Here is a 22,534-nt window from a genome sequence, read left to right on the forward strand (position 1 = left end):
TTATATTTTTTCTGTTGAAAGTTCCACATGATGCGGCCCTTTATTGATAATTTTTCCAACCAAAAGCAAAAACAGCATTCCAAGTAAAAGGTATAAACCAATAAAACCAAGCAATGTAAATAGGGTATTTCCTGAAGAAACTGTTGGCGATGCGCCTGCAGCTGTTCGCATTAAATTGTAAACCAGCCAAGGCTGTCTTCCTAATTCGGCCGTGTACCAGCCTGTAGTATTGGCAATGTATGGAAACGGCATCATAAACATCAGTGACCATAAGAGCCATTTGGTTTCAAACAATTTTCCTCTGATTAATTGAAAAAGCGAAAGCACCATTAATCCAATAAAAACAGTTCCAAGTCCGACCATTATATGATAGGCATAATACAATCCTGAAATATTGGTTGGATGCAAATCTTCTTCAAACTGATCTAATCCTTGAATTTCCTGATTCCAATTTCCGTAAGTCAGGAAGCTTAAAATATTTGGAACAGCGATTTTGTTATCTAGTTTTTTGTCTTTTACGTCAGGCTGACCAATTAAAACAATTTCAGAACCTTTTTTCTCGGTATGAAAAATCCCTTCCATAGCGGCAAAAGTCACTGGCTGATATTTCACTACATTTTTAGCCAGTAAATCTCCTGTTGGAACTGCAACAATGACACTAGAAATCAATCCAAAGATTACTCCTGTTTTCAAAAACAATTTCCCGAAAGAGACATTCTTTTTACTCAGAATATAGAAAGCGCCAATTCCCGCCACAACAAAAGAACTTGTTACCAAAGAAGCGGCCTGATTATGCAGAAAAGAAGGCCAAAGCCACGGATTTAAGAACAAAGCTTGAAAATTATTCAATACAAATTTTCCATTCTCCAAGATTTCATAACCCACAGGATTTTGCATCCAAGAATGTGTGGCGATAATTAAAAATCCGCTGGCCCATGAACCGATACAGATCAATAATCCAGTTACGAAATGCCATTTATGTCCGAGGAGTTTTTCTCCAAATAAAAATAATCCGAGGAAAGAAGACTCGAGGAAAAAGGAAAACATTCCTTCCATGGCAAGAGTTTGCCCAATGATTCCTCCTGTTAATTCGGAGAACTTTGCCCAGTTGGTTCCAAATTGAAATTCCATCGGAATTCCCGTTACAACGCCCATTGCAAAATTGAGGGCGAAGATCTTCATCCAGAAATGGGTGGCGTGATTGTATTGTTCGTCTTTAGTTTTTAGATATTTCCACTTGAAGTAAACAATGATGAGCGAAAGACCCATTGTAAGTTGTGGAAAAAGATAATGAAAAGTAATGGTGAACGCGAATTGCATTCGGTCATAAAAGAGCATTTCTTCCATAAGTGGTAATTTGTTTATGAAGTTCCACAAATTTAACCATTACAACCCGAAATAACGCCCTTTAAAAAAAGTTTATCGCCCGATATTTGTTAAACTTTTCAACAATTAAAGGGTAGAAATGACACTTGTACTTTTATAGTTCGCGCACAGTTTGTCATTTCGACGTAAGGAGAAATCTCCGCAAGTAACTCCGCAACAAGAATCCAATCTTTGTCGAGCTTCTTACGGAGATTTCTCCTTCGTCGAAATGACAAGATTGGGTTTAAAAAAATACATATTAAGTTACACCAGTAAATATAATTTCGCGTTAAACTAAAATGAACTTATATAACTTATATGGTGGAATTTCATTTCTCCAAAATCCCTTTTTCTACACTTTCGTTAATCAAACCTTCAGCGTAATTCCATATCGATTTTGAACCTTCTTTAATGACACTTTTCTTTTCGTAAACTTTATCATATTTTACTCCAAACTCTTTCCATGTTCCGCCGTTGTTTGAAGTATTTTGCAATAAAGGTTCTAAACGATCCATTGATTTGGCAAATTTAGCTTCGTCGGTCTCTCCTGCTTCAAATTCTTCCCAGATAGAAATGAAATCTTCGGCTTGTTTTTTAGGCAACAACCCAAAAATTCTATTAGCTGCCAGACGCTCTTCATCAGTATTCGAATGGTTTTTTACGGTATCATAAATAAAAACATCTCCTGCATCAATTTCTACGATGTCGTGTATCAAAACCATTTTTACCACTTTCAAAACATCAATCGGTTCATTTGAATGTTCTGCCAAAACAATTGCCATCAGAGCCAAATGCCAACTATGTTCTGCATCATTTTCGCACCTGTCGCTATTGAATAGTTTTGTCTTGCGCTGAATGTATTTTACTTTGTCAATTTCTTTTATAAAAGCGATTTGATCTAATAAATTTTGTGTGTTCATCATGTTAATCTTAGGAAAAACGTAAAATTACAAAGATTTTTTTCTACCAGATAAGGAATACAAGTAATTATAAGCTGGAGTTTATTATATTACTTAAAATAAAAGTAAATGTAAGTAACTCTCAATCTAAAATGAACTTATATCACTTATATGTTTAAATCGCCAAATGTTTTTCAAAAAAACCTAATTTCTGTAACATTAGTCACCTATTTTTTTAAAAAACAAAGTTACCTTTGTAACCCATCATTTTACAATACCTATCATGAAAATAGAACAAATTTACACCGGATGCCTCGCTCAAGGTGCATATTATATCACTTCAAATGGCGAAGCGGCGATTATAGATCCGCTTAGAGAAATTCAGCCTTATCTGGATCGTTTAGAGCGTGATGGAGTTAAGCTGAAATATATTTTTGAAACCCATTTCCACGCCGACTTCGTTTCGGGTCATGTTGATTTAAGCAAAGAAACTGGAGCACCAATCGTTTACGGACCAAATGCGGCCTGCGAATTTGACTGCATTTCTGCGAAAGACGGACAAGAATTTAAGATTGGAAAAGTAACCATTAAAGTTTTGCATACTCCTGGACACACTATGGAAAGCACTACTTTTTTATTAATTGACGAAAACGGAAAAGATCACGCCATTTTCTCTGGAGATACTTTATTCATAGGAGATGTTGGTCGCCCTGATTTAGCTCAAAAAGCGGCAGGAATGACACAAGATCAATTAGCTGGAATTTTATTTCATTCATTAAGAGATAAAATAATGACGCTTGCCGATGACGTAATCGTTTATCCTGCGCACGGTGCGGGAAGCGCTTGTGGAAAAAACATGAGTAAAGAAACCGTTTCAACAATCGGAAATCAAAAAGCTACTAACTATGCTTTACGCGCTGATATGACCGAAGCTGAATTCATCAAAGAAGTAACGGACGGGTTATTGCCTCCTCCAGCCTATTTCAGCATGAACGTTGCCATGAACAAACAAGGTTACGAAAGCTTTGAAACTGTATTGCATAACGGAATGAGAGCCATCAATGTAAAAGAATTTGAAGCCGTAGCAGAAGAAACGGGCGCTTTAATTCTAGACACAAGAAGTGCGGCAGATTTCAGCAAAGGATTTATTCCGCAGTCTATCAATATTGGAATCAATGGAGATTTTGCTCCGTGGGTTGGAACTTTAATTGCCGATGTCAAACAGCCTATTATTTTGGTTACCGCAGTTGGAATGGAAGAAGAAACGGTAACGCGTTTGAGCCGTGTAGGTTTTGATACCATTGTCGGACATCTTGAAGGTGGTTTTGAAGCTTGGCAAAATGCTGGTTTCGAAATTGATACCGTAAACCGAATTACAGCTGAGCAATTTGCCAATGAATTTAAATTTGGTGAAGATAAAGTTGTAGACATTCGTAAAGAAACAGAATATGCGGCAGAACATATTGATGATGCTTACAGCAAACCTTTGGCTTATATTAATGATTGGGTAAAAGACATTAACCCAAATGAGCATTTTTATATTCATTGTGCTGGAGGCTACAGAAGTATGATAGCGGCTTCAATCCTTCAGGCAAGAGGTTTCAGAAATTTCTCTGAAGTAGAAGGTGGTTTTGGAACGATTTCGAAAACTAATATTCCAAAATCAGATTTTGTTTGCCAGAGTAAGGTCTTGAAAGCATAACATTGAACATAAAATTTTTCACCATATAAGTTATATAAGTTCATTTTAGGGTTGGTCGCAATTTAAACTCTTATATTTACTTTCACTATCTAAGTCATATAAGTAAAAACGTTCCAGCTTATAATTCCTTATATCACTAATATGGTTAAAAATAAAAAGTCAATTTTTTTAAAGTAAATTCTCTGAAGTAGAAGGCGGTTTTGGAGCGATTTCGAAAACAAATATTCCAAAATCAGATTTTGTTTGCCAGAGTAAGGTTTTGAAAGCATAATATTGAACATAAAATTTTTCACTATATAAGTTATATAAGTTCATTTTAGGTTGGACGCGATTTAAACCCTTATATTTACTTTCACTATCTAAGTCATATAAGTAAAACGTTCCAGCTTATAATTCCTTATATCACTTATATGGTTAACAATAAAAAGCACTTAATTTTAATTATGAGTATATTAGAAATAATAAAAGAACCATGGCCTTGGTATGTAGCAGGCCCTCTAATTGGATTAACAGTTCCAATTTTATTAATTATTGGGAATAAATCTTTTGGGATTAGTTCTTCATTACGTCATATTTGCGCAGCTTGTATTCCAGCAAATATTTCGTTTTTTAAATACGACTGGAAAAAAGAAAGCTGGAATTTATTCTTCGTTTTAGGAATCTTTTTAGGCGGTTTTATTGCAGCACATTTTCTATCGAATCCAAATCCTGTAGAAATTGCTCCTGAATTATCGGAGAAATTAGCAACTTACGGAATCACAGATCACAGTGGTTTGGTTCCAGCACAATTATTTTCTTGGGAAAGTTTATTGACTCTTCGCGGATTTATTATGATCGTTGTGGGCGGATTCTTAGTTGGTTTTGGAACTCGTTACGCTGGCGGTTGTACAAGCGGACACGCGATTATGGGATTATCAAACTTGCAATGGCCTTCATTGGTAGCAACAATCTGTTTTATGATTGGCGGTTTTGTAATGGCACTTTTGATTTTACCTTATATTCTTTCACTTTAAAATATAGAAAATGAGTTTAGAAAATAAAAATATAGACGGCGAAGGAATCAACGCTAGCCAGAAAAAAGAAACAGCAATAGGAAACCTGAAATACTTAATCGTTGGAATCTTTTTCGGAATTGTATTCGTAAAAGCAGAAATCATCAGTTGGTTCCGTATTCAGGAAATGTTCAATCTAGAATCGTTTCACATGTACGGCGTGATTGGATGCGCTGTGGCTGTTGGGTTAGTATCAGTTCAATTGATTAAAAAATTCAATATCAAAACTCTTGATGGAGAGAAAATCGAAATTCAGCCCAAAACTTTCAACAAAGGACAAATCTACGGCGGATTGCTATTCGGTTTCGGATGGGCGATTACAGGGGCTTGTCCTGGTCCTCTTTTCGCTCAAATTGGTACCGGAGCAACTGTTATTGTTGTCACTTTAGTTAGCGCCATTGCAGGAACTTGGGTTTATGGTTTGATTAAAGATAAACTGCCTCATTAGAATTTGTTTCAGGTTTTTCCTTGTTTCAAGTTTCAAGTTGATTTAACCGCAAAGCAAAGATATACGCAAAGTTCGCAAAGTTTATTTACAAAGCTTTGCGAACTTTGCGTTTTTATATAAAGTTTTATTTCTAAAAGAACCTTGCATACTTTGCGGTTAAATAGGTTCAAAGCTAATCAAACTTGAAACTTGGAACTTTAAACAAAAAACAACTGTTTCTTTTCTTCATCGATTTTTAATTTCATTTCGTTAAGTTTGTTTTAAACAATGTTTCCAAAAAATAAACACCAACAATAAAGCATGAATCGCTCCGAACAATTATCCAAACTACAAAATACCGAAAAATGGGATGTAATCATAATTGGCGGAGGCGCAAGCGGTCTCGGAACAGCTGTTGATGCTGCGAGTCGCGGTTACAAAACAATCTTATTTGAAGCTGTAGATTTTGCAAAAGGAACTTCGAGCAGAAGTACCAAATTGGTTCATGGCGGAGTGCGTTATTTAGCTCAAGGCGATATACATTTGGTGAGGGAAGCTTTAAAAGAAAGAGGTTTGTTGGCTCAAAATGCGGCTCATCTAGTCAAAAATCAATCCTTCGTTATTCCAAATTATCATTGGCTTAGCGGTTATTTTTATACTATCGGCTTAAAAATTTACGATTTATTATCTGGCTTCCTGAGTTTAGGAAGCTCCAAATATCTTTCGAAAAAGAAAACTATAGAACTGTTGCCTAATGTAGAGGAAAACGGCTTGGTAAATGGCGTTATTTATCACGACGGACAATTTGATGATTCTCGTTTGGCAATTAACCTTGCGCAAACGGCTGTAGAAAATGGAGCTTGTCTTTTAAATTACGTAAAAGTCATTCATTTATTAAAAGACGAAAAAAAACAAGTTATTGGTGTTGAAGTTCAAGATCTAGAAAGCGGCATTACACATAAAATAAAAGGTTCTGCCATAATTAATGCAACAGGCGTTTTTACCAATGCCATCATGAAATTGAATGACAATGTTTACAAAAAATATATTGTTCCGAGTCAGGGAATTCATTTGGTGTTTGATAAATCTTTTCTTCCTGGAGAAAATGCTCTAATGATTCCGAAAACCAAAGATGGGAGAGTTTTGTTTGCAGTTCCGTGGCACAATCGCATTGTGGTTGGAACGACGGATACTTTAATAAAAAAACAAAGTCTAGAACCTATTGCTTTAGAAAGCGAAATCCAGTTTGTTTTGGAAACTGCACAACGTTTTCTAGCCAAGAAACCAACAAGAGCTGATGTATTATCCGTTTTTGCAGGATTGCGTCCGTTAGCTGCTCCGAAAGAAGAAGGCAAAAGTACCAAAGAAGTTTCTAGAAGCCATAAAATTATAGTTTCGGAAACAGGACTGATTACGATTACTGGGGGAAAATGGACAACCTATAGAAAAATTGCTGAAGATATTATAGATAAAGCAATCAAAACAGGGAAATTAGAGAAGAAAGAATGTGCTACCGAACATCTTTCCATTCATGGAAATAAAGTGACATCTTCTTTAGATAGAGAAAATCACCTTTATATATATGGTTCTGATATTGAGAAAATAAAGGAATTACAAGAAAATGAATCTGAATTAAAAGAAAAACTGCATCCTGATCATGAATTTACAATGGCAGAAGTGATTTGGGCGATTCGTTTCGAAATGGCACGAACTGTTGATGATATTTTAGCAAGGCGAGTCCGCTTATTATTCTTAGATGCAAGAGCGGCAATTGAGGTTTCGGAGAAAACAGCACGAGTAATTGCCAAAGAATTAGGTCACGATGAAGCTTGGATCACCACAGAAATGGCAAATTTTAAGCAAATTTCAAAAGGTTTTCTTCTATCAGAATTCAGATAAATGGCAAATTCAACTGATTTTGAGTATTTTCTGCTTTCGCATTATCTTACAAAAAACGAATTTGTCAAAAGTTTTGAATTATAATGGATTGTTGTTATTAAAAAAACATTAATTCACAATATATCAATCGATTATATTCAAAAAATACTTTAATTTTAGCATCAGAAAATCAACCTTTTACGTTCTTTTAAAAATGCATTTAAACATGTTAACAAAAAATTAACACAACACTTGTATATACAACTATTAAAAGTTATACATTTGTATATACAAATTATACACTTACGACTATGACAATTGAAGAGGTTATTAAGAGTACGGTTAAGATGGATAATGCGAAAAAAGTTATTCTGAATATCATGTACACGCAAAATGTGATTCAGGATCATTTCAGCGAGTTGATTAAACCGTATGATTTATCTGGAGAACAGTATAATGTGTTGCGTATATTAAGAGGACAAAAAGGGAAACCTGCTAATATGTGCGTGATACAAGAACGAATGCTTGCTAAAACAAGCAACACAACACGTTTGGTAGACAAATTATTATTGAAGGATTTTGTAACACGAAATGTCTGTCCGGATAATCGAAGAAAAATTGAAGTTTCGATTACACAAAAAGGATTAGACGTTTTAAAAGAACTAGATCCGAAAGTAGATGAGCACGAACAAATGTTTGCGAACAATTTAAAACCAGAAGAATTGGTTTTCTTAAATCAATTATTAGAAAAATATAGAACCAACAAATAAAATAATATAAAAACTATGAGCAATTTCTTAGAAAATCAAAATTGGAGATACGCAACAAAACAGTTTGATGCTTCAAAAAAGATATCAGACGCTGATTTAAATACATTAAAAGAAGCGGTTAGATTGAGTGCTTCTTCATACGGACTACAACCATACAAAGTGGTTATTGTTGAAAATCCAGAATTAAGAGAAAAATTAAAAGGAGCAGCTTGGGGGCAAACTCAAATTACAGACGCTTCTCAGCTATTCATTTTTGCTAATGACTTGAACCTTGATGCTGGTTCTGTAGACAAATACATCAGCAATATCAGCGAAGTAAGAGGTGTTCCTGCTGATGCTTTAGGCGGATTCAGCGATATGATGAAAAATGTAATTGCAAATTTATCAGAAGATGCAAAACACATTTGGACTGCAAAACAAACGTATTTAGCTTTAGGAAACTTATTAAATGCAGCAGCAGAATTAAAAATCGATGCTACTCCGATGGAAGGTTTCAATGCCGCTCAATTTAATGAAATCTTAGGTTTTGACAAATTAGGTTTAAATGCTTCAGTAATCGCAACTGTAGGTTACAGACATGAGGACGATAAATCTCAACACCAGAAAAAAGTTAGAAAATCACACGAAGAATTATTTATCACTCTATAATTATTTATTAATCAAATTCAAATTTTAATTTTAAAACACATGAAAAATTTAAAAACTATTGCAATAGCATTATTCGTAGCAGCAGCTGGTATCTCAGTAAACGCACAAACTAAAAAAATCGACGTAAAAGCGTCTACTATTAAATGGGTAGGTAAAAAAGTAACTGGAGAGCACTCTGGAACTGTAAACTTCAAAGAAGGTGCTGTAGTTTTCAAAGGAAAAAAATTAGCTGGTGGTAACTTTACAGTTGACATGACTTCATTAACTTCTACAGATTTAACTGGAGAATACCAAGGAAAATTAAACGGTCACTTGAAAGCTGACGATTTCTTCGGAACTGATAAATTCCCAACTTCAAAATTAGTTTTCAAAACTATCGGCGCAAAATCTGCTGACGTTTATACTGTTACTGCAGACTTAACTATCAAAGGAATTACTAAACCAGTAACTTTTGATCTTACTGTAAAAGGAAACACTGCTACAACTGCTTTCAAAGTTGACAGAACTAAATACGATATTAAATACGGTTCAGGTAGTTTCTTCGACGGTTTAGGAGACAAAACTATCAATGACGAATTCGAATTGGCTGTTGCTTTAAAATTCTAATATTTTAAGCTTACTAATTCAAAAAATACAATAAACCCCAGCAGTTTAAAACTGCTGGGGTTTATTCTTTTATATGCTTTCATAAACTTAACATTCTTAATAATATAATAACGCTTTCGTAATAAGTATCAGGACTTTGATTAACATACGGCTTCTACTTTTGGGACAATGAAAAAAATCAAAAACTAGAAATTAAAATTATAGTTATGAAAACAAAATTACGTATTGCCTGCATAACCTTCATAATCAGCTTTTTCGCACAAGCTCAACAACAACCTAAAGGAATCGTTGGCACTTCAAACTGGATGACCAATTGGACGAGCTTTAAGCCTGCTATCAATGATTATGGTGAAGCAACCAATATAATTGCCGGAACAATTGATAAAGACATGCGATTATCAAAGCGTAATATTTATCATTTAGTTGGTGTTGTGTATGTTACCAATAATGCCACTTTAACGATCGAGCCAGGAACAGTAATACGAGGTGACGATAAAACCTGCGGAACTCTTGTAATCACGAATGGAGCCAAAATTATGGCAGAAGGACTAGAAACCGATCCTATAATTTTCACATCAGAAAATGAAATAAATAATAGAAAACCAGGTGATTGGGGCGGAATTATAGTTTTAGGAAAAGCTCCGATAAACTCTTTAGGAGGCATTCATACTTTACCTTTCGATTTAGATCCAACTTTAAACCACTACGGAGGCCAAGATCCCGAGGATAACTCAGGAGTTTTAAAATATGTAAGAATCGAATATGCTGGAAGAAAATTAAGCGCCTCTAAAGAATTAAACGGCCTTTCTCTTGCTGGCGTTGGAAGAAAAACAACAGTTAGTCATGTTCAAATAAGTTTTTCAAATGATGATTCTTTCGAATGTTACGGCGGTGATTTAAATTTAAGCAATTTAATTTCGTTTAGAACCACAGACGATGATTTTGATTTTACTCAAGGTGCTCAAATTAACATTAGCAATAGTATCGCCATTCGCCACCCCTTTTCTTCAGATATTTCAGGTTCTAGATGTTTTGAGGTAGATTCATACGAGAAAGTTGCCACCACAGACATGACTAAAAAAATGACCAAAATAAATGCCAGCAACATTACATTGGTTAATTTAGAAGAAAACAATCAAGGCTTGGTTAGAGAATCTGCTTACATCAGAGAAAACACATTTTTTAATCTTACGAATAGTGTAATTTCCGGATTTGCTCCTTTTGTTTTATTGGAAGGAAATATTGGAAATGGAGAAGCTAATTTGTCAAAAATTAGTTTTAAAAATGTTATCGCAAACAATTGTCAAGGCGAAATTGAAAGCGAATCTGGAAGCAATATTCCTGGCATAAAAAGTTATTACGGTAATCCCGCTTATGGAATAGAATATACTAAAATGAAACTTAGCGAGTTATTTGCACTGCCAAACATTAAAGGAAATCCAGATTTCAGATTAAATGTAAATAACACGATAGCTAGTGGAAATTAAGGAGTTATAGAGGCAATTTGAATTAAAATTTAACAAATTTCAAGATTTAGAAAAGTTTTTTTTGAAAATTTATGTACTCTAATTCAAATTACATTTATATCTTTGTCACATCAAAATAAGATATGAAAACAACAATGAACAATATTTGGTGGTGGAAGAATTTACGTCAGACGTCGTGAACGAAGCTTCCTATGGTATTGTAAAAGATATAAAAAATTAAAGGGCTTGTCATCACGACAAGCCCTTTTTTTTTGATCCAATTGAAACAAATTAACAAACAACATAAAACTATATATTTTGAAACCTTTTATTCTTAATACACACTACAAACAAATTCTGGCAGATACGGTAACGCCAGTAAGCATTTATTTTAAAATTAGAGATAAATTCCCAAATAGTTTATTGCTAGAAAGTAGTGATTATCACGGAAATGACAACAGTTTCTCTTACATTTGCTGCAATCCGATTGCTACAATCAAAATCGAAAACGAAGTTGTTTCTAAAACTTTTCCTGACGGAACTTCAGAGAAAATCAACATTGATGCTTCAACAAATATTCCGCACGTAATCCAAGAATTTTCAAGTCAGTTTCAATCAGAAAAAAACGATTTTAAATTCATCAACAACGGTCTATTCGGATACATTTCTTATGATGCGGTTCGCTACTTCGAGAAAGTTTCGATCGCTAAAAAAGACAATGCAACTTCAATTCCAGACGTTTTTTATGCAGTATATCAAAACATTATTGCAATCAATCACTTCAAAAACGAAGCATACATTTTCTGCCACAGCGTTGACAACAAAAACAATATTGCAGAAATCGAGCAATTATTACAATCAAGAAATATTGCTTCTTATAAATTCTCTAAAGAAGGAGAAGGTTTCTCAAACTTAACCGACGAAGAATTTAAAGCCAATGTAGCTTTAGCAAAAAAACACTGCTACCGCGGAGATGTTTTCCAATTAGTTCTTTCTCGCAGATTTACTCAAGGTTTCAAAGGAGATGAATTTAATGTGTACAGAGCTTTAAGAAGCATTAATCCTTCTCCATATTTATTTTTCTTCGATTATGGAGATTTCAAAATATTTGGTTCTTCACCAGAAGCTCAAATTATTGTAAAAAATAGAAAAGCTGAAATTCACCCAATTGCAGGAACTTTCAAAAGAACCGGAAATGACGAACGCGACGCACTTTTAGCAAAAGAACTTTCAGAAGATAAAAAAGAAAACAGCGAGCACGTTATGCTGGTTGACTTGGCTAGAAATGATTTAAGCCGAAACGGACATGATGTAAATGTAGAAAAATACAGAGAAGTGCAGTTTTTCTCTCACGTAATTCACTTGGTTTCAAAAGTTACGGGACATTTACACGACAAAGCAACTACAATGCAAGTCGTGGCAGATACCTTCCCTGCAGGAACTTTAAGCGGTGCGCCAAAACACAGAGCGATGCAATTAATTGAAGATTGCGAAAAAACAAATCGTAACTTCTATGGAGGAGCAATCGGAGTAATGGATTTTGACGGAAACTTTAACCACGCGATTATGATTCGAACTTTCCTTTCTAAAAATCACCAATTACATTGTCAAGCAGGTGCCGGAATCGTAGCAAGTTCTGACGAAGAAAGCGAAATGCAAGAAGTGTATAATAAGTTAAGAGCCTTAAATACAGCTCTAGAAATGGCAGAGAAAATTTAGTAAACAGTCACAGTTTTCAGTCACAGAACTTGAAACTTGAAACCTGAAACAAATTAACAACAAACTATAAAAAAACCTATGAAAAAAGCAGTATCTATTTTAGTTTTAATTATTACGTTGACATCTTGCAATTCAGAAAAAAAACACAATCCGATTGAAGGAACTTGGCGTCTTATATCAGCTGAAACAACAGAGAAAGATTCGACTTTTTCGACTTTCAACACAAAAACAAAAATGATTAAGATTATTAATGGAACACATTTCGCTTTTTTCAATCATGATTTGAATAATGGCAAAGATTCAACAAATGCCGTATTTTTTGGCGGAGGTGGAAAATACACTTTAAAAGACAGCATTTATACAGAGAATCTGGAATACTTCAATAACCGTCAGTGGGAAAATGGAAAATTTGAGTTTACAGTAAAAATCAAAAACGACACCTTAACTCAAAAAGGAATCGAAAAAGTAGAAAAATTAGGAATCAACCGAATTATTACTGAAAAGTACGTTCGAGAAAAATAAGAAAATTTTGTTTCAGGTTTTCTTTGTTTCAAGTTTGCTTCGCCAGTTCGCTATCGCTCGGGTCAAGTTGTTGAAACGTGAAACCAAAAAAACTTGAAACTTGAAACAAAACAAAAAATGAAAAAGATTTTAGTTATAGACAATTACGATAGTTTCACTTACAACTTAGTGCACTATTTAGAAGATTTAAACTGCGAAGTTACAGTTTACAGAAACGACGAATTTGATATTGATGAAATTGCTTCTTTCGATAAAATTTTGCTTTCTCCAGGGCCTGGAATTCCAGATGAAGCAGGTTTATTAAAAGCAGTAATCGAAAAATACAGCCCAACGAAAAGTATTCTTGGAGTTTGTTTAGGACAACAAGCCATCGGAGAAGTTTTTGGCGGAACGCTTTCTAATCTAGATAAAGTATATCATGGAGTAGCTACAAATGTAAAAACTGTAGTTTCAGACGAAATTTTGTTTGAAGGTTTAGGCAACGAATTCGAAGTAGGAAGATACCATTCTTGGGTCGTAGATGCTAATTTACCAGACGTTTTAGAAGCAACTTCGGTTGACGAAAACGGACAAATTATGTCTCTAAGACATAAAAATTACGATGTAAGAGGCGTTCAATTTCACCCAGAAAGCGTTTTGACACCAAACGGAAAAAGGATTTTAGAGAATTGGATTAATAGTTAATTTTTTGTTTCAGGTTTAAAGTTTCAAGTTACTGGAACATGGAACCTGAAACTTGAAACAAAAAAAAAACAAAAAACTTAGCATCTCAGAACCTTAGCAACTTAGAATCTTTAAAAAAAATGAAAACTATATTAAACAAATTAATCAACCACGAAGTGCTTACTAAAGAAGAAGCAAAAAACGTATTGATTAATATTTCAAGCGGTCAATATAATCCAAGTCAGATTTCGGCTTTTTTGACTGTTTTTATGATGCGAAGCATTACCATTGATGAACTTTCTGGTTTTCGCGAAGCTTTATTAGACCTTTGCATACGAGTAGATTTATCAGCTTATAATACGATCGATTTATGCGGAACGGGTGGTGACGGAAAAGACACTTTCAACATTTCGACTTTAGCTTCTTTCGTATCAGCTGGAGCTGGAATAAAAGTGACAAAACACGGAAATTACGGAGTTTCTTCTATTTCTGGATCAAGCAACGTAATGGAAAAAATGGGAATCAAATTTAGCAACGATCCTTCCTTTTTAGAAAAATGTATTGATCAGGCTGGAATTTGTGTTTTGCACGCTCCCCTATTTCACCCAGCAATGAAAAATGTTGGTCCAATAAGAAAAGAATTGGCGGTAAAAACCTTCTTTAATATGTTAGGTCCAATGGTAAATCCGGCATTTCCGCAAAATCAGTTGGTTGGAGTTTTTAACTTAGAATTGGCAAGAATGTATGCGTATTTATATCAAAACACCGACACTAATTTCACGATCTTACATTCGCTTGACGGGTATGATGAAATTTCATTAACTGGCCCAACCAAAACGATTTCTAACCATATGGAGGGAATGTTGAATCCAGAAGATTTTGGTGTTCGCCTTTTAACTCAAACCGAAATCGAAGGCGGAAAAACAATTGAAGAATCTGCTGAAATTTTCACCAACATTATTTCAGGAAAAGGAAACGAAGCTCAAAATAATGTAGTTTGTGCCAATGCAGCAATGGCAATTTCAACTGTTACAAAATGTTCTCCAAAAGAAGGATTTGAACAAGCAAAAGATAGTTTATTATCTGGAAAAGGACTGAAAGCATTACAGAAATTACAAGAATTAAGTAAATAATTTTTTAGTTTCAGGTTTCAGGTTTCAAGTTTCAAGTTGTTGAAATGTGAAACTAAAAAGACTTGAAACTTGAAACAAATAAAGACAATGAACATCTTAGATAAAATAATACTAGACAAAAAACAAGAAGTGATTTTAAAGAAATCGATTATTCCAGTTTCGCAATTGGAAACTTCTGTATTTTTTGGAAAACAGACTATTTCACTTAGTCAGAAATTAAAAGAAAGTAATACTGGAATTATCGCAGAACATAAACGCCGTTCTCCTTCAAAATCAATAATCAACAATAATTTTACGGTTGAAGAGGTGGTAAAAGGTTACGAAAATGCTGGCGCATGCGGAATCTCGGTTTTAACAGACGGAAAATATTTCGGCGGATCTTTAGACGATTTGCTTTTAGCTAGAGCTTCAGTAAATATTCCGCTTTTGCGAAAAGAATTTATTGTAGACGAATACCAAATCTTAGAAGCAAAAGCACACGGAGCCGATTTGATTTTGTTAATCGCAGCTGTTTTAACTCGCGACGAAATCAAATCTTTATCTGAATTTGCTAAAAAATTAGGTTTAGAAGTTCTTTTGGAAGTTCATAATCAAGAAGAACTAGAAAAATCAATTATGCCCACTTTAGACATGATTGGCGTAAATAACAGAAACCTAAAAACATTCGAAGTAAGTTTGGATTTCAGTAAAGAATTGGCTTCACAAATTCCGAATGATTTTGTAAAAGTATCTGAAAGCGGCATTTCGTCAATTGAAGCAATTCAAGAACTAAAACCTTACGGTTACAAAGGTTTTCTGATTGGAGAAAACTTCATGAAAACCGATAACGCAGGTGTAGCAGCCACAGAATTTATTAAAAATTTGAACGAATAAAATTAGCCACGAATTCACGAATTTAATTTTCATATCATTCGTGAATTCGTGGCGAAAAAAAAAATCAACACAAAGCTTTGCGAACTTTGCGTTTTTAAGCACAATTAAAAACAAAAAACCTTAGCGCACTTTGCGGTAAAAAAACACACAACGAAAATGAAACTCAAAATATGCGGCATGAAATATCCAGAAAATATCCTCGAAGTAGGCGCGCTCCTACCCGATTATATGGGATTTATTTTCTGGGAAAAATCCGCTAGATATTGCAACGGGAATGTTCCCGAATTGATCAAAACCATCAAAAAAGTGGGTGTTTTTGTCAATCAAAGTCAGGAAGAAATTCTAGAAAAAGTAGAAAAACACAACTTGCAAGCCGTTCAATTACACGGAGAAGAATCGGTTGAATTTTGTGCCACTTTAAAAGAAAAACTTCCAAAGAAAATCGAAATCATCAAAGTCTTTTCTGCCGATGAAAATTTTGATTTTGAAATTATAAAACCTTTTGAAAATGTCTGTGATTATTTTCTGTTTGACACAAAAGGCAAATTACCAGGCGGAAACGGAACAACTTTCGACTGGAGCATATTAAAAAAATACAATTCGAAAAAGCCTTTCTTCTTAAGTGGCGGAATTGGAATGAACGAGTTAAAAGCCATTGAAGAAATTTCAAAAACGAAATTACCTATTTATGCTGTCGATGTAAATAGTAAATTTGAAATCGAACCAGGGCTAAAAAATAAAAACCTATTAAGCAATTTTAAACGCAAATTTGAAATTGTAAACATCTAAACTTTAAAAAAATGAGTTTTAACGTCAACGAAAAAGGATATTACGGAGAATTTGGAGGAGCTTACATCCCTGAAATGCTATATCCAAATGTAGAAGAATTACGTCAGAAATATTTAAGCATAATGGATGAGCCTGATTTTAAGGCAGAGTTTAACCAATTGCTGAAAGATTATGTTGGACGCCCTAGTCCGCTGTATTTTGCCAAACGTTTATCGGAGAAATACAACGCCAAAGTTTACCTAAAAAGAGAAGATTTAAACCATACTGGAGCACACAAAGTAAACAATACAATCGGGCAAATCTTATTGGCCAAACGTCTAGGCAAAAAAAGAATTATTGCCGAAACTGGAGCTGGACAACACGGTGTGGCAACTGCAACAGTTTGTGCTTTAATGGGAATTGAATGCATCGTTTACATGGGTGAAATCGACATTGCACGCCAAGCACCAAATGTAGCTCGTATGAAAATGTTAGGCGCAGAAGTTCGCCCAGCGCTTTCGGGTTCAAGAACTTTAAAAGATGCTACAAACGAAGCAATACGCGATTGGATTAACAATCCTGTTGACACACATTATATTATCGGATCGGCAATTGGACCGCATCCTTATCCTGATATGGTAACGCGTTTTCAGAGTATTATTTCTGAGGAAATTAAATGGCAGTTAAAAGAAAAAGAAGGACGTGAAAATCCAGATTATGTAGTCGCTTGTATCGGTGGCGGAAGTAATGCTGCTGGAACTTACTATCATTTCCTACACGAACCAGAAGTGGGAATCATTGCTGTTGAAGCGGCAGGAAAAGGTGTAGATAGCGGACACAGCGCAGCAACAAGCAAATTAGGAAAAGTTGGTGTTATTCACGGTTGTAAAACGCTTTTAATGCAAACTCCAGACGGACAAATTACAGAACCGTATTCTATTTCTGCAGGTTTAGATTATCCAGGTGTCGGGCCTTTACATGCGCATTTGGCTCAAACTGGAAGAGGCGAGTTTTTCTCTGTTACCGATGATGATGCCATGAACGCGGGTCTACAATTAACAAAATTGGAAGGAATTATTCCTGCAATCGAAAGTGCACACGCTTTTGCGGTTTTAGATCAGAAGAAATTTAAGCCTACAGACATTGTTGTGATTAGCCTTTCGGGTCGTGGCGACAAAGATTTAGATAATTATATTGAGTATTTTAAATTGTAATAAAAATTATACTTTTGGATATCGCTAAAGCGGTTTCTGAAACTAAACAACTAACGAGAAAAAAAATAATTATGGAAAAATTATTTTCATACGGAACATTACGATCTAAACAAATTCAGATGCAGATTTTCAATAAAGTATTAACGGGAACTGCCGATCAGCTTCTTGGATACAAACTAAAAAGCCTGCAGATAGAAGAAGAATTTGGAATGGCAGATTATGTTGTTGCAATACCTAGTGAAAATGCAGCTGAAACCATTCATGGTGTTGTTTTTAATGTTTCAAGCTCAGATTTAGCAAAAGTAGATTTATTTGAATCTAACTCGTATAGAAGAATTCAGGTCAAGTTGAAATCAGGAACAGTAGCTTGGGTTTATACCGAAAATAAATAATAAAATGATTTTAGCAGCGGCACAGACCAAACCCAAAAGAGGAAATATTGCTTCAAATTTATTAGACCATTATCGTTTTATTGAATTGGCTGCACAAAATGGAGCTCAATTAATTGTTTTTCCTGAAATGTCAATTACTGGATACGAAAGGGAAAACGCAATGGAATTGGCTTTCGCCCAAGATGATTACAGAATAAACCATCTAAAAGACTTAGCTACTGATAATAATATTGTTATTATTGCTGGCGCTCCTATTTTAATTGAAGATCAGTTATTTATTGGCGAATTTATTATTGCTCCAAATGATTCGGTTTCTATTTATACCAAACAGTATCTGCATGAAGGCGAAGATGATTTTTTTCAGTCGGCATTTGATTTTAATCCGATGATTATAATTGAAAATCAAAATATTTCATTTGCAATTTGTGCTGATATTGATAATCCGAAACATTCAGAAAGCGCTGCCAAAAATGATACTGATATTTATATTGCCAGTATTTTCTTTTCTCCAAACGGAATTCCGAATGCCTATAGAGATTTGCAAAACTACGCTAAAAAACACAAAATGAATGTTTTGATGTCAAATTTCAGCGGAGAATCTTGGGGTTCGCCTTCTGCTGAACAAAGTGCATTCTGGAACAATAAAGGAGAATTAGTTGCTCAAATGAATGATTCGGATTCTGGATTATTGCTTGTTGAAAAACAAGGTGATGACTGGACGAGTAAAATCATTACAACATAAATTCCTGCAAGGTTTTCAAGACCTTGTAGGTATAAATAAATCACATAAAATAAGAAACCTACAAGGTCTTGAAAACCTTGCAGATGCAAAATAAATTACAACTAAACAAAAAATACCTAACACGTTTTGAAAACTTGTTAGGATAAAAAATATTAAAAATGAACAGAATAACTCACAAATTACAAGAAGATAAAAAGATACTTTCTATTTATTTTTCTGCCGGATATCCGAACTTAAACGATACGGTGCAGATTATTCAGGATTTAGAAAAAAACGGAGTGGATTTAATCGAAATCGGACTTCCGTTTAGTGATCCATTAGCAGACGGACCAACGATTCAGGCTAGTTCTACGCAGGCACTTCATAACGGAATGACTACTCAGATTCTTTTCGATCAGCTGAAGAACATTCGCGAAAGCGTAAAAATTCCGTTGATCATTATGGGCTATTTTAATCCGATGTTACAATACGGAGTTGAAGCTTTCTGCCAGAAATGTGCAGAAATCGGAATTGACGGTTTAATTATTCCAGATCTTCCAGTTGATGTTTATGCCGAAGAATACAAAGCAATTTTCGAAAAATATGGTTTAATCAATGTGTTTTTGATTACGCCTCAAACTTCAGAAGAACGCATTCGTTTTATCGACAGTGTTTCAAACGGATTTATTTATATGGTAAGTTCTGCAAGTGTTACAGGTTCTCAAGCAGGTTTTGGAGACATTCAAGAAACATACTTCGAAAGAATTGCCAATATGGATTTGAAAAATCCTCAAATTGTTGGTTTCGGAATTTCAAATAAAGAAACTTTCAATCAAGCAACAAAATATGCAAAAGGTGCCATTATCGGAAGTGCTTTCATTAAACATTTAGCAGAAAAAGGAAGCAGAAAAATTGCTCAGTTTGTTGGGGAGATTCGATAGATAACTTATATAAATTATTCGTAGACGGTATTTAAAAACAATTTTTAAATACCGTTTTTTAATTTTAAGAATCTGTAAACATAACCTTTTTAAATATTTTATACCTTTGAATAAAATCAATTATTATGGATTTAGAAGCTCGTAAAATATCATTTGTACAAGAATTTCTTAGGTTACAAAATGAAGAAATAGTCAATCAACTCGAAAAATTGCTTCATGAGCAAAAAGTACAATTATTAGATTTGGAAATGAAGCCTATGAGTTTGGATCAATTTAATAATGAAATTGACAAATCTGTAGATGATGTTGCTAATGGCCGAATTACCTCAGCCAAAGATTTAAAATCAAGAATTCAGAAATGGGATTAACTGTTTATTGGACTCAATTTGCCGAGGACAAGCTTACAGATATTTTTGAATATTATAAATATAAAGCTGGAGTAAAAGTCGCAAAAGCACTAATAGATGGTTTAGTAGATTCTTCGCTTTCACTTGAATATAATGCTTATGGCGGTCAGAAAGAGGAACTTTTATCTGAAAGAATTCAGGATTTTAGATATTTAGTTTTTAAAAATTATAAAATTATTTACTGGATTGATGAATACAGAAATGTTGTTTATGTTACCAATGTATTTGATACCAGACAAAATCCTATCAAAATAAAATTAGACAAATAAATCCTGTAAGAGCTGAAATACCTAGTGTTTCAGCTTTTTTTTGCTCCCAAAATATCGAAACCGTTTTATGTTAATATTATGTTAAAATAAAATTAAACAAGCGTTTAAATTAAACAAGTGTTTAATTTTGCATTCGATTAGAAACAATACCATGTCAAACATCGAATTAAACGATAAAAAAATTCAGATTCTTAACGTTGCTGAAAAGCTGTTTTCTGAGAAAGGATTTGAAGGTACATCGATACGAGATATCTCTAAAGAGGCAAAAATCAACATTGCCATGGTCTCGTATTATTTTGGTTCAAAAGAAAGGCTCTTAGAAGCTCTAATTTTCTACAAAACTGTTGATTTAAAATTACAACTCGAAAATTTATTACAGGAAAATCTTCAACCGCTTGAAAAAGTCAATAAATTAATCGAAATTTACATTAACAGAATTTGCCTTAACAAGGGGATTTACAGAGTGTTACATTTTGAACTTTACAATAAAAAGAGAGAAAAAAGCCTTCAAGCTTTTACAGAATTAAAAAAAGGAAATTTAAAATCTGTTGAAAGCATCATCAACCAAGGACAAGCGCAAGGCGTTTTTAGAAAGGATATTAATATCCAACTTATTACACCAACGATTATTGGAACCTTTTTTCACTTTCACATGAATCGCTCTTTCTTCGAAGAATTATTGGATTTAAAAACAGAAGAAAAGTTTAACAATTACATTAAAAACGATCTTACAAAGCACATTCAACAAACTATAAAAGCGCTACTTGTTTATGAAAATTAGTCAATTAATGCTCTTTGGAGTTTTCTTTATCGGAATATCTTCAGTAGAAGCACAAGAAAAAACAAGTTTAACCTTGGGCGAGGCCGTAAAAATGGCTTGGGAAAAGAGTAACGAAGTTACGCTTGCCAATACTAAGGTAAACACAAAAATGTACGAATTAAAAACCGTAAAAAATAATCAGTACCCAGACATTAAAGTTTCTGGCCAATACCAACGTTTAACAAAAGCCTCAATCGATCTTCCTAATCAAGGTCAAAGTGCTTCTTTAGCTTCGCCTGATAGAGCTATGATAGGAATGGCAAATTTAAGTCTGCCAATTTTTGCTGGATTTAAAATTCAAAACAGCATTGATGCTTACGACAGCATGTACGAAGCAGAAACTGCCAATGCTGCTAAAACTAAAGAAGATGTTACTTTAAAAGTAATCACTTATTATACGGCATTATATAAAGCTCAAAAAACTTTAGACGTTTTAAATGAGAACCAAAAAAGTGCTAAACAACGTGTTACTGATTTTACAGAGTTGGAGAAAAACGGAATTATTCCGAGAAATGATTTATTAAAAGCGCAATTATTAGTTTCTAAAACACAATTATCTATTGATGAAGCTAATAATAACATTAATAACATCAATTACTACCTAACGACATTACTTAAATTAGATCCTAGTGTAAAAATTCAGGTAAACGAAGAAGATTTCTTTAATCTAAAAACAAGCAATTCTATTACATCTGATGCTGTTGCGCTTGAAAACAGAAAAGATTTGGAAGCAGTTAGATTACAAGGAAAAGCCTCTGAAGCAAATATTAAAGTAGCAAAAGCAGGATATTATCCATCAATCTCATTACTTGGCGGTTATACAGCGTTGGATCTTAAAGATATCATTACTGTAAAATACGCAATGAATTTCGGAATCGGATTATCTTATGATTTATCAGGAATTCTAAAAAACAACGTGCATGTTAAAGAGGCAGAAAGCAGAGCTTTGGAAGTAAAAAACACTGAAGCTATTATGACGGACCGAATTAAAGTTGAAGTTCAAAAATCTATTGAAGATTACGACTTAGCAATCAACCAAAGTGTGGTTTATGACGAAGCGCTTCAGCAAGCTGCAGAAAATTACAGATTAGTAAAAGATAAATTCGACAACGGTTTATCTGACACTAATGATTTGGTAGAAGCCGATGTAGAACATTTAAATGCCAAAATTCAAACTGCTTTATCTAAAGCAACAATTATTCAAAAATATTACGAATTACTTTCAGTATCAGGACAATTATCACAATCATTCAATCTTTCTAAAATATAATCGATAGCT

At 34.0% G+C, this 22,534-nt stretch carries 24 protein-coding genes; 22 read left to right on the top strand and 2 right to left on the bottom strand.

Features of this window, described 5'->3' with window-relative positions:
• On the bottom strand, positions 1-1,347 hold the full coding sequence (locus tag J7574_RS07755; protein WP_290966613.1) for a cytochrome ubiquinol oxidase subunit I: 1,347 nt from the start codon (positions 1,345-1,347) through the stop codon (positions 1-3).
• 347 nt (positions 1,348-1,694) lie between these two features.
• Complete coding sequence (locus tag J7574_RS07760; protein ID WP_290966616.1) at positions 1,695-2,285, bottom strand: HD family hydrolase; 591 nt, start codon at positions 2,283-2,285, stop codon at positions 1,695-1,697.
• A 262-nt stretch (positions 2,286-2,547) separates the two neighbouring features.
• Here J7574_RS07760 and J7574_RS07765 point away from each other — a divergent pair, with 262 nt between their 5' ends.
• From J7574_RS07765 to J7574_RS07870, 22 genes are all read left to right on the top strand, one after another.
• The gene (locus J7574_RS07765) at positions 2,548-3,966 is read left to right on the top strand and encodes a rhodanese-like domain-containing protein (protein WP_290966619.1); all 1,419 of its coding nucleotides are present in this window, start codon (positions 2,548-2,550) and stop codon (positions 3,964-3,966) included.
• Between the two features lie 449 nt (positions 3,967-4,415).
• Positions 4,416-4,979: a YeeE/YedE thiosulfate transporter family protein gene (locus J7574_RS07770; protein ID WP_290967154.1), complete on the top strand. Its 564-nt coding sequence runs from the start codon at positions 4,416-4,418 to the stop codon at positions 4,977-4,979.
• Between the two features lie 10 nt (positions 4,980-4,989).
• Entirely contained in the window at positions 4,990-5,466 is a 477-nt protein-coding gene (locus J7574_RS07775) for a DUF6691 family protein (protein WP_290966623.1), read from the top strand.
• A 300-nt stretch (positions 5,467-5,766) separates the two neighbouring features.
• The gene (locus J7574_RS07780; RefSeq protein ID WP_290966625.1) at positions 5,767-7,344 is read left to right on the top strand and encodes a glycerol-3-phosphate dehydrogenase/oxidase; all 1,578 of its coding nucleotides are present in this window, start codon (positions 5,767-5,769) and stop codon (positions 7,342-7,344) included.
• A 290-nt stretch (positions 7,345-7,634) separates the two neighbouring features.
• Positions 7,635-8,093, top strand: a complete 459-nt coding sequence (locus J7574_RS07785; protein WP_160782081.1) for a MarR family transcriptional regulator — start codon at positions 7,635-7,637, stop codon at positions 8,091-8,093.
• A gap of 15 nt (positions 8,094-8,108) precedes the next feature.
• Positions 8,109-8,741, top strand: a complete 633-nt coding sequence (locus tag J7574_RS07790; protein ID WP_290966628.1) for an NAD(P)H-dependent oxidoreductase — start codon at positions 8,109-8,111, stop codon at positions 8,739-8,741.
• 39 nt (positions 8,742-8,780) lie between these two features.
• Positions 8,781-9,347 carry a YceI family protein gene (locus J7574_RS07795; protein WP_290966632.1) on the top strand — a complete coding sequence of 189 codons (567 nt, stop codon included), beginning with the start codon at positions 8,781-8,783 and terminating at the stop codon, positions 9,345-9,347.
• Positions 9,348-9,553: 206 nt separating this feature from the next.
• Positions 9,554-10,834, top strand: coding sequence for a hypothetical protein (locus J7574_RS07800; RefSeq protein ID WP_290966634.1), 1,281 nt, complete (start codon positions 9,554-9,556; stop codon positions 10,832-10,834).
• 297 nt (positions 10,835-11,131) lie between these two features.
• The gene (locus J7574_RS07805; RefSeq protein ID WP_290966637.1) at positions 11,132-12,532 is read left to right on the top strand and encodes an anthranilate synthase component I family protein; all 1,401 of its coding nucleotides are present in this window, start codon (positions 11,132-11,134) and stop codon (positions 12,530-12,532) included.
• A gap of 78 nt (positions 12,533-12,610) precedes the next feature.
• Positions 12,611-13,054, top strand: a complete 444-nt coding sequence (locus J7574_RS07810) for a hypothetical protein (protein ID WP_290966640.1) — start codon at positions 12,611-12,613, stop codon at positions 13,052-13,054.
• A 117-nt stretch (positions 13,055-13,171) separates the two neighbouring features.
• The gene (locus tag J7574_RS07815; RefSeq protein ID WP_290966643.1) at positions 13,172-13,738 is read left to right on the top strand and encodes an aminodeoxychorismate/anthranilate synthase component II; all 567 of its coding nucleotides are present in this window, start codon (positions 13,172-13,174) and stop codon (positions 13,736-13,738) included.
• 119 nt (positions 13,739-13,857) lie between these two features.
• A complete protein-coding gene (trpD, locus tag J7574_RS07820) occupies positions 13,858-14,850 on the top strand; it encodes an anthranilate phosphoribosyltransferase (RefSeq protein ID WP_290966645.1) in 993 nt (330 codons plus the stop codon).
• 87 nt (positions 14,851-14,937) lie between these two features.
• Positions 14,938-15,723, top strand: a complete 786-nt coding sequence (gene trpC / locus J7574_RS07825) for an indole-3-glycerol phosphate synthase TrpC (RefSeq protein WP_290967156.1) — start codon at positions 14,938-14,940, stop codon at positions 15,721-15,723.
• A 156-nt stretch (positions 15,724-15,879) separates the two neighbouring features.
• A complete protein-coding gene (locus tag J7574_RS07830; RefSeq protein ID WP_290966647.1) occupies positions 15,880-16,512 on the top strand; it encodes a phosphoribosylanthranilate isomerase in 633 nt (210 codons plus the stop codon).
• Between the two features lie 11 nt (positions 16,513-16,523).
• Entirely contained in the window at positions 16,524-17,705 is a 1,182-nt protein-coding gene (gene trpB / locus J7574_RS07835) for a tryptophan synthase subunit beta (protein WP_290966649.1), read from the top strand.
• Between the two features lie 71 nt (positions 17,706-17,776).
• Complete coding sequence (locus J7574_RS07840) at positions 17,777-18,097, top strand: gamma-glutamylcyclotransferase family protein (RefSeq protein ID WP_290966652.1); 321 nt, start codon at positions 17,777-17,779, stop codon at positions 18,095-18,097.
• Positions 18,098-18,101: 4 nt separating this feature from the next.
• Entirely contained in the window at positions 18,102-18,839 is a 738-nt protein-coding gene (locus J7574_RS07845; RefSeq protein WP_290966655.1) for a carbon-nitrogen hydrolase family protein, read from the top strand.
• Positions 18,840-18,997: 158 nt separating this feature from the next.
• Entirely contained in the window at positions 18,998-19,759 is a 762-nt protein-coding gene (trpA, locus tag J7574_RS07850) for a tryptophan synthase subunit alpha (protein WP_290966657.1), read from the top strand.
• A gap of 125 nt (positions 19,760-19,884) precedes the next feature.
• Positions 19,885-20,127, top strand: coding sequence for a hypothetical protein (locus J7574_RS07855; protein ID WP_290966659.1), 243 nt, complete (start codon positions 19,885-19,887; stop codon positions 20,125-20,127).
• Positions 20,118-20,435, top strand: coding sequence for a type II toxin-antitoxin system RelE/ParE family toxin (locus J7574_RS07860; RefSeq protein ID WP_290966662.1), 318 nt, complete (start codon positions 20,118-20,120; stop codon positions 20,433-20,435). Before J7574_RS07855 ends, J7574_RS07860 begins: the two co-directional genes overlap by 10 nt.
• A 151-nt stretch (positions 20,436-20,586) precedes the next feature.
• Positions 20,587-21,216, top strand: a complete 630-nt coding sequence (locus J7574_RS07865) for a TetR/AcrR family transcriptional regulator (RefSeq protein WP_290966665.1) — start codon at positions 20,587-20,589, stop codon at positions 21,214-21,216.
• Positions 21,206-22,525 (top strand): TolC family protein, encoded by a 1,320-nt coding sequence (locus J7574_RS07870; protein ID WP_290966668.1) that lies wholly within the window; start codon positions 21,206-21,208, stop codon positions 22,523-22,525. Before J7574_RS07865 ends, J7574_RS07870 begins: the two co-directional genes overlap by 11 nt.
• Positions 22,526-22,534: the final 9 nt, after the last annotated feature.

The sequence above is a fragment of the Flavobacterium sp. genome, assembly GCF_017744675.1.
In the GTDB taxonomy this organism is placed as follows: Bacteria; Bacteroidota; Bacteroidia; order Flavobacteriales; family Flavobacteriaceae; genus Flavobacterium.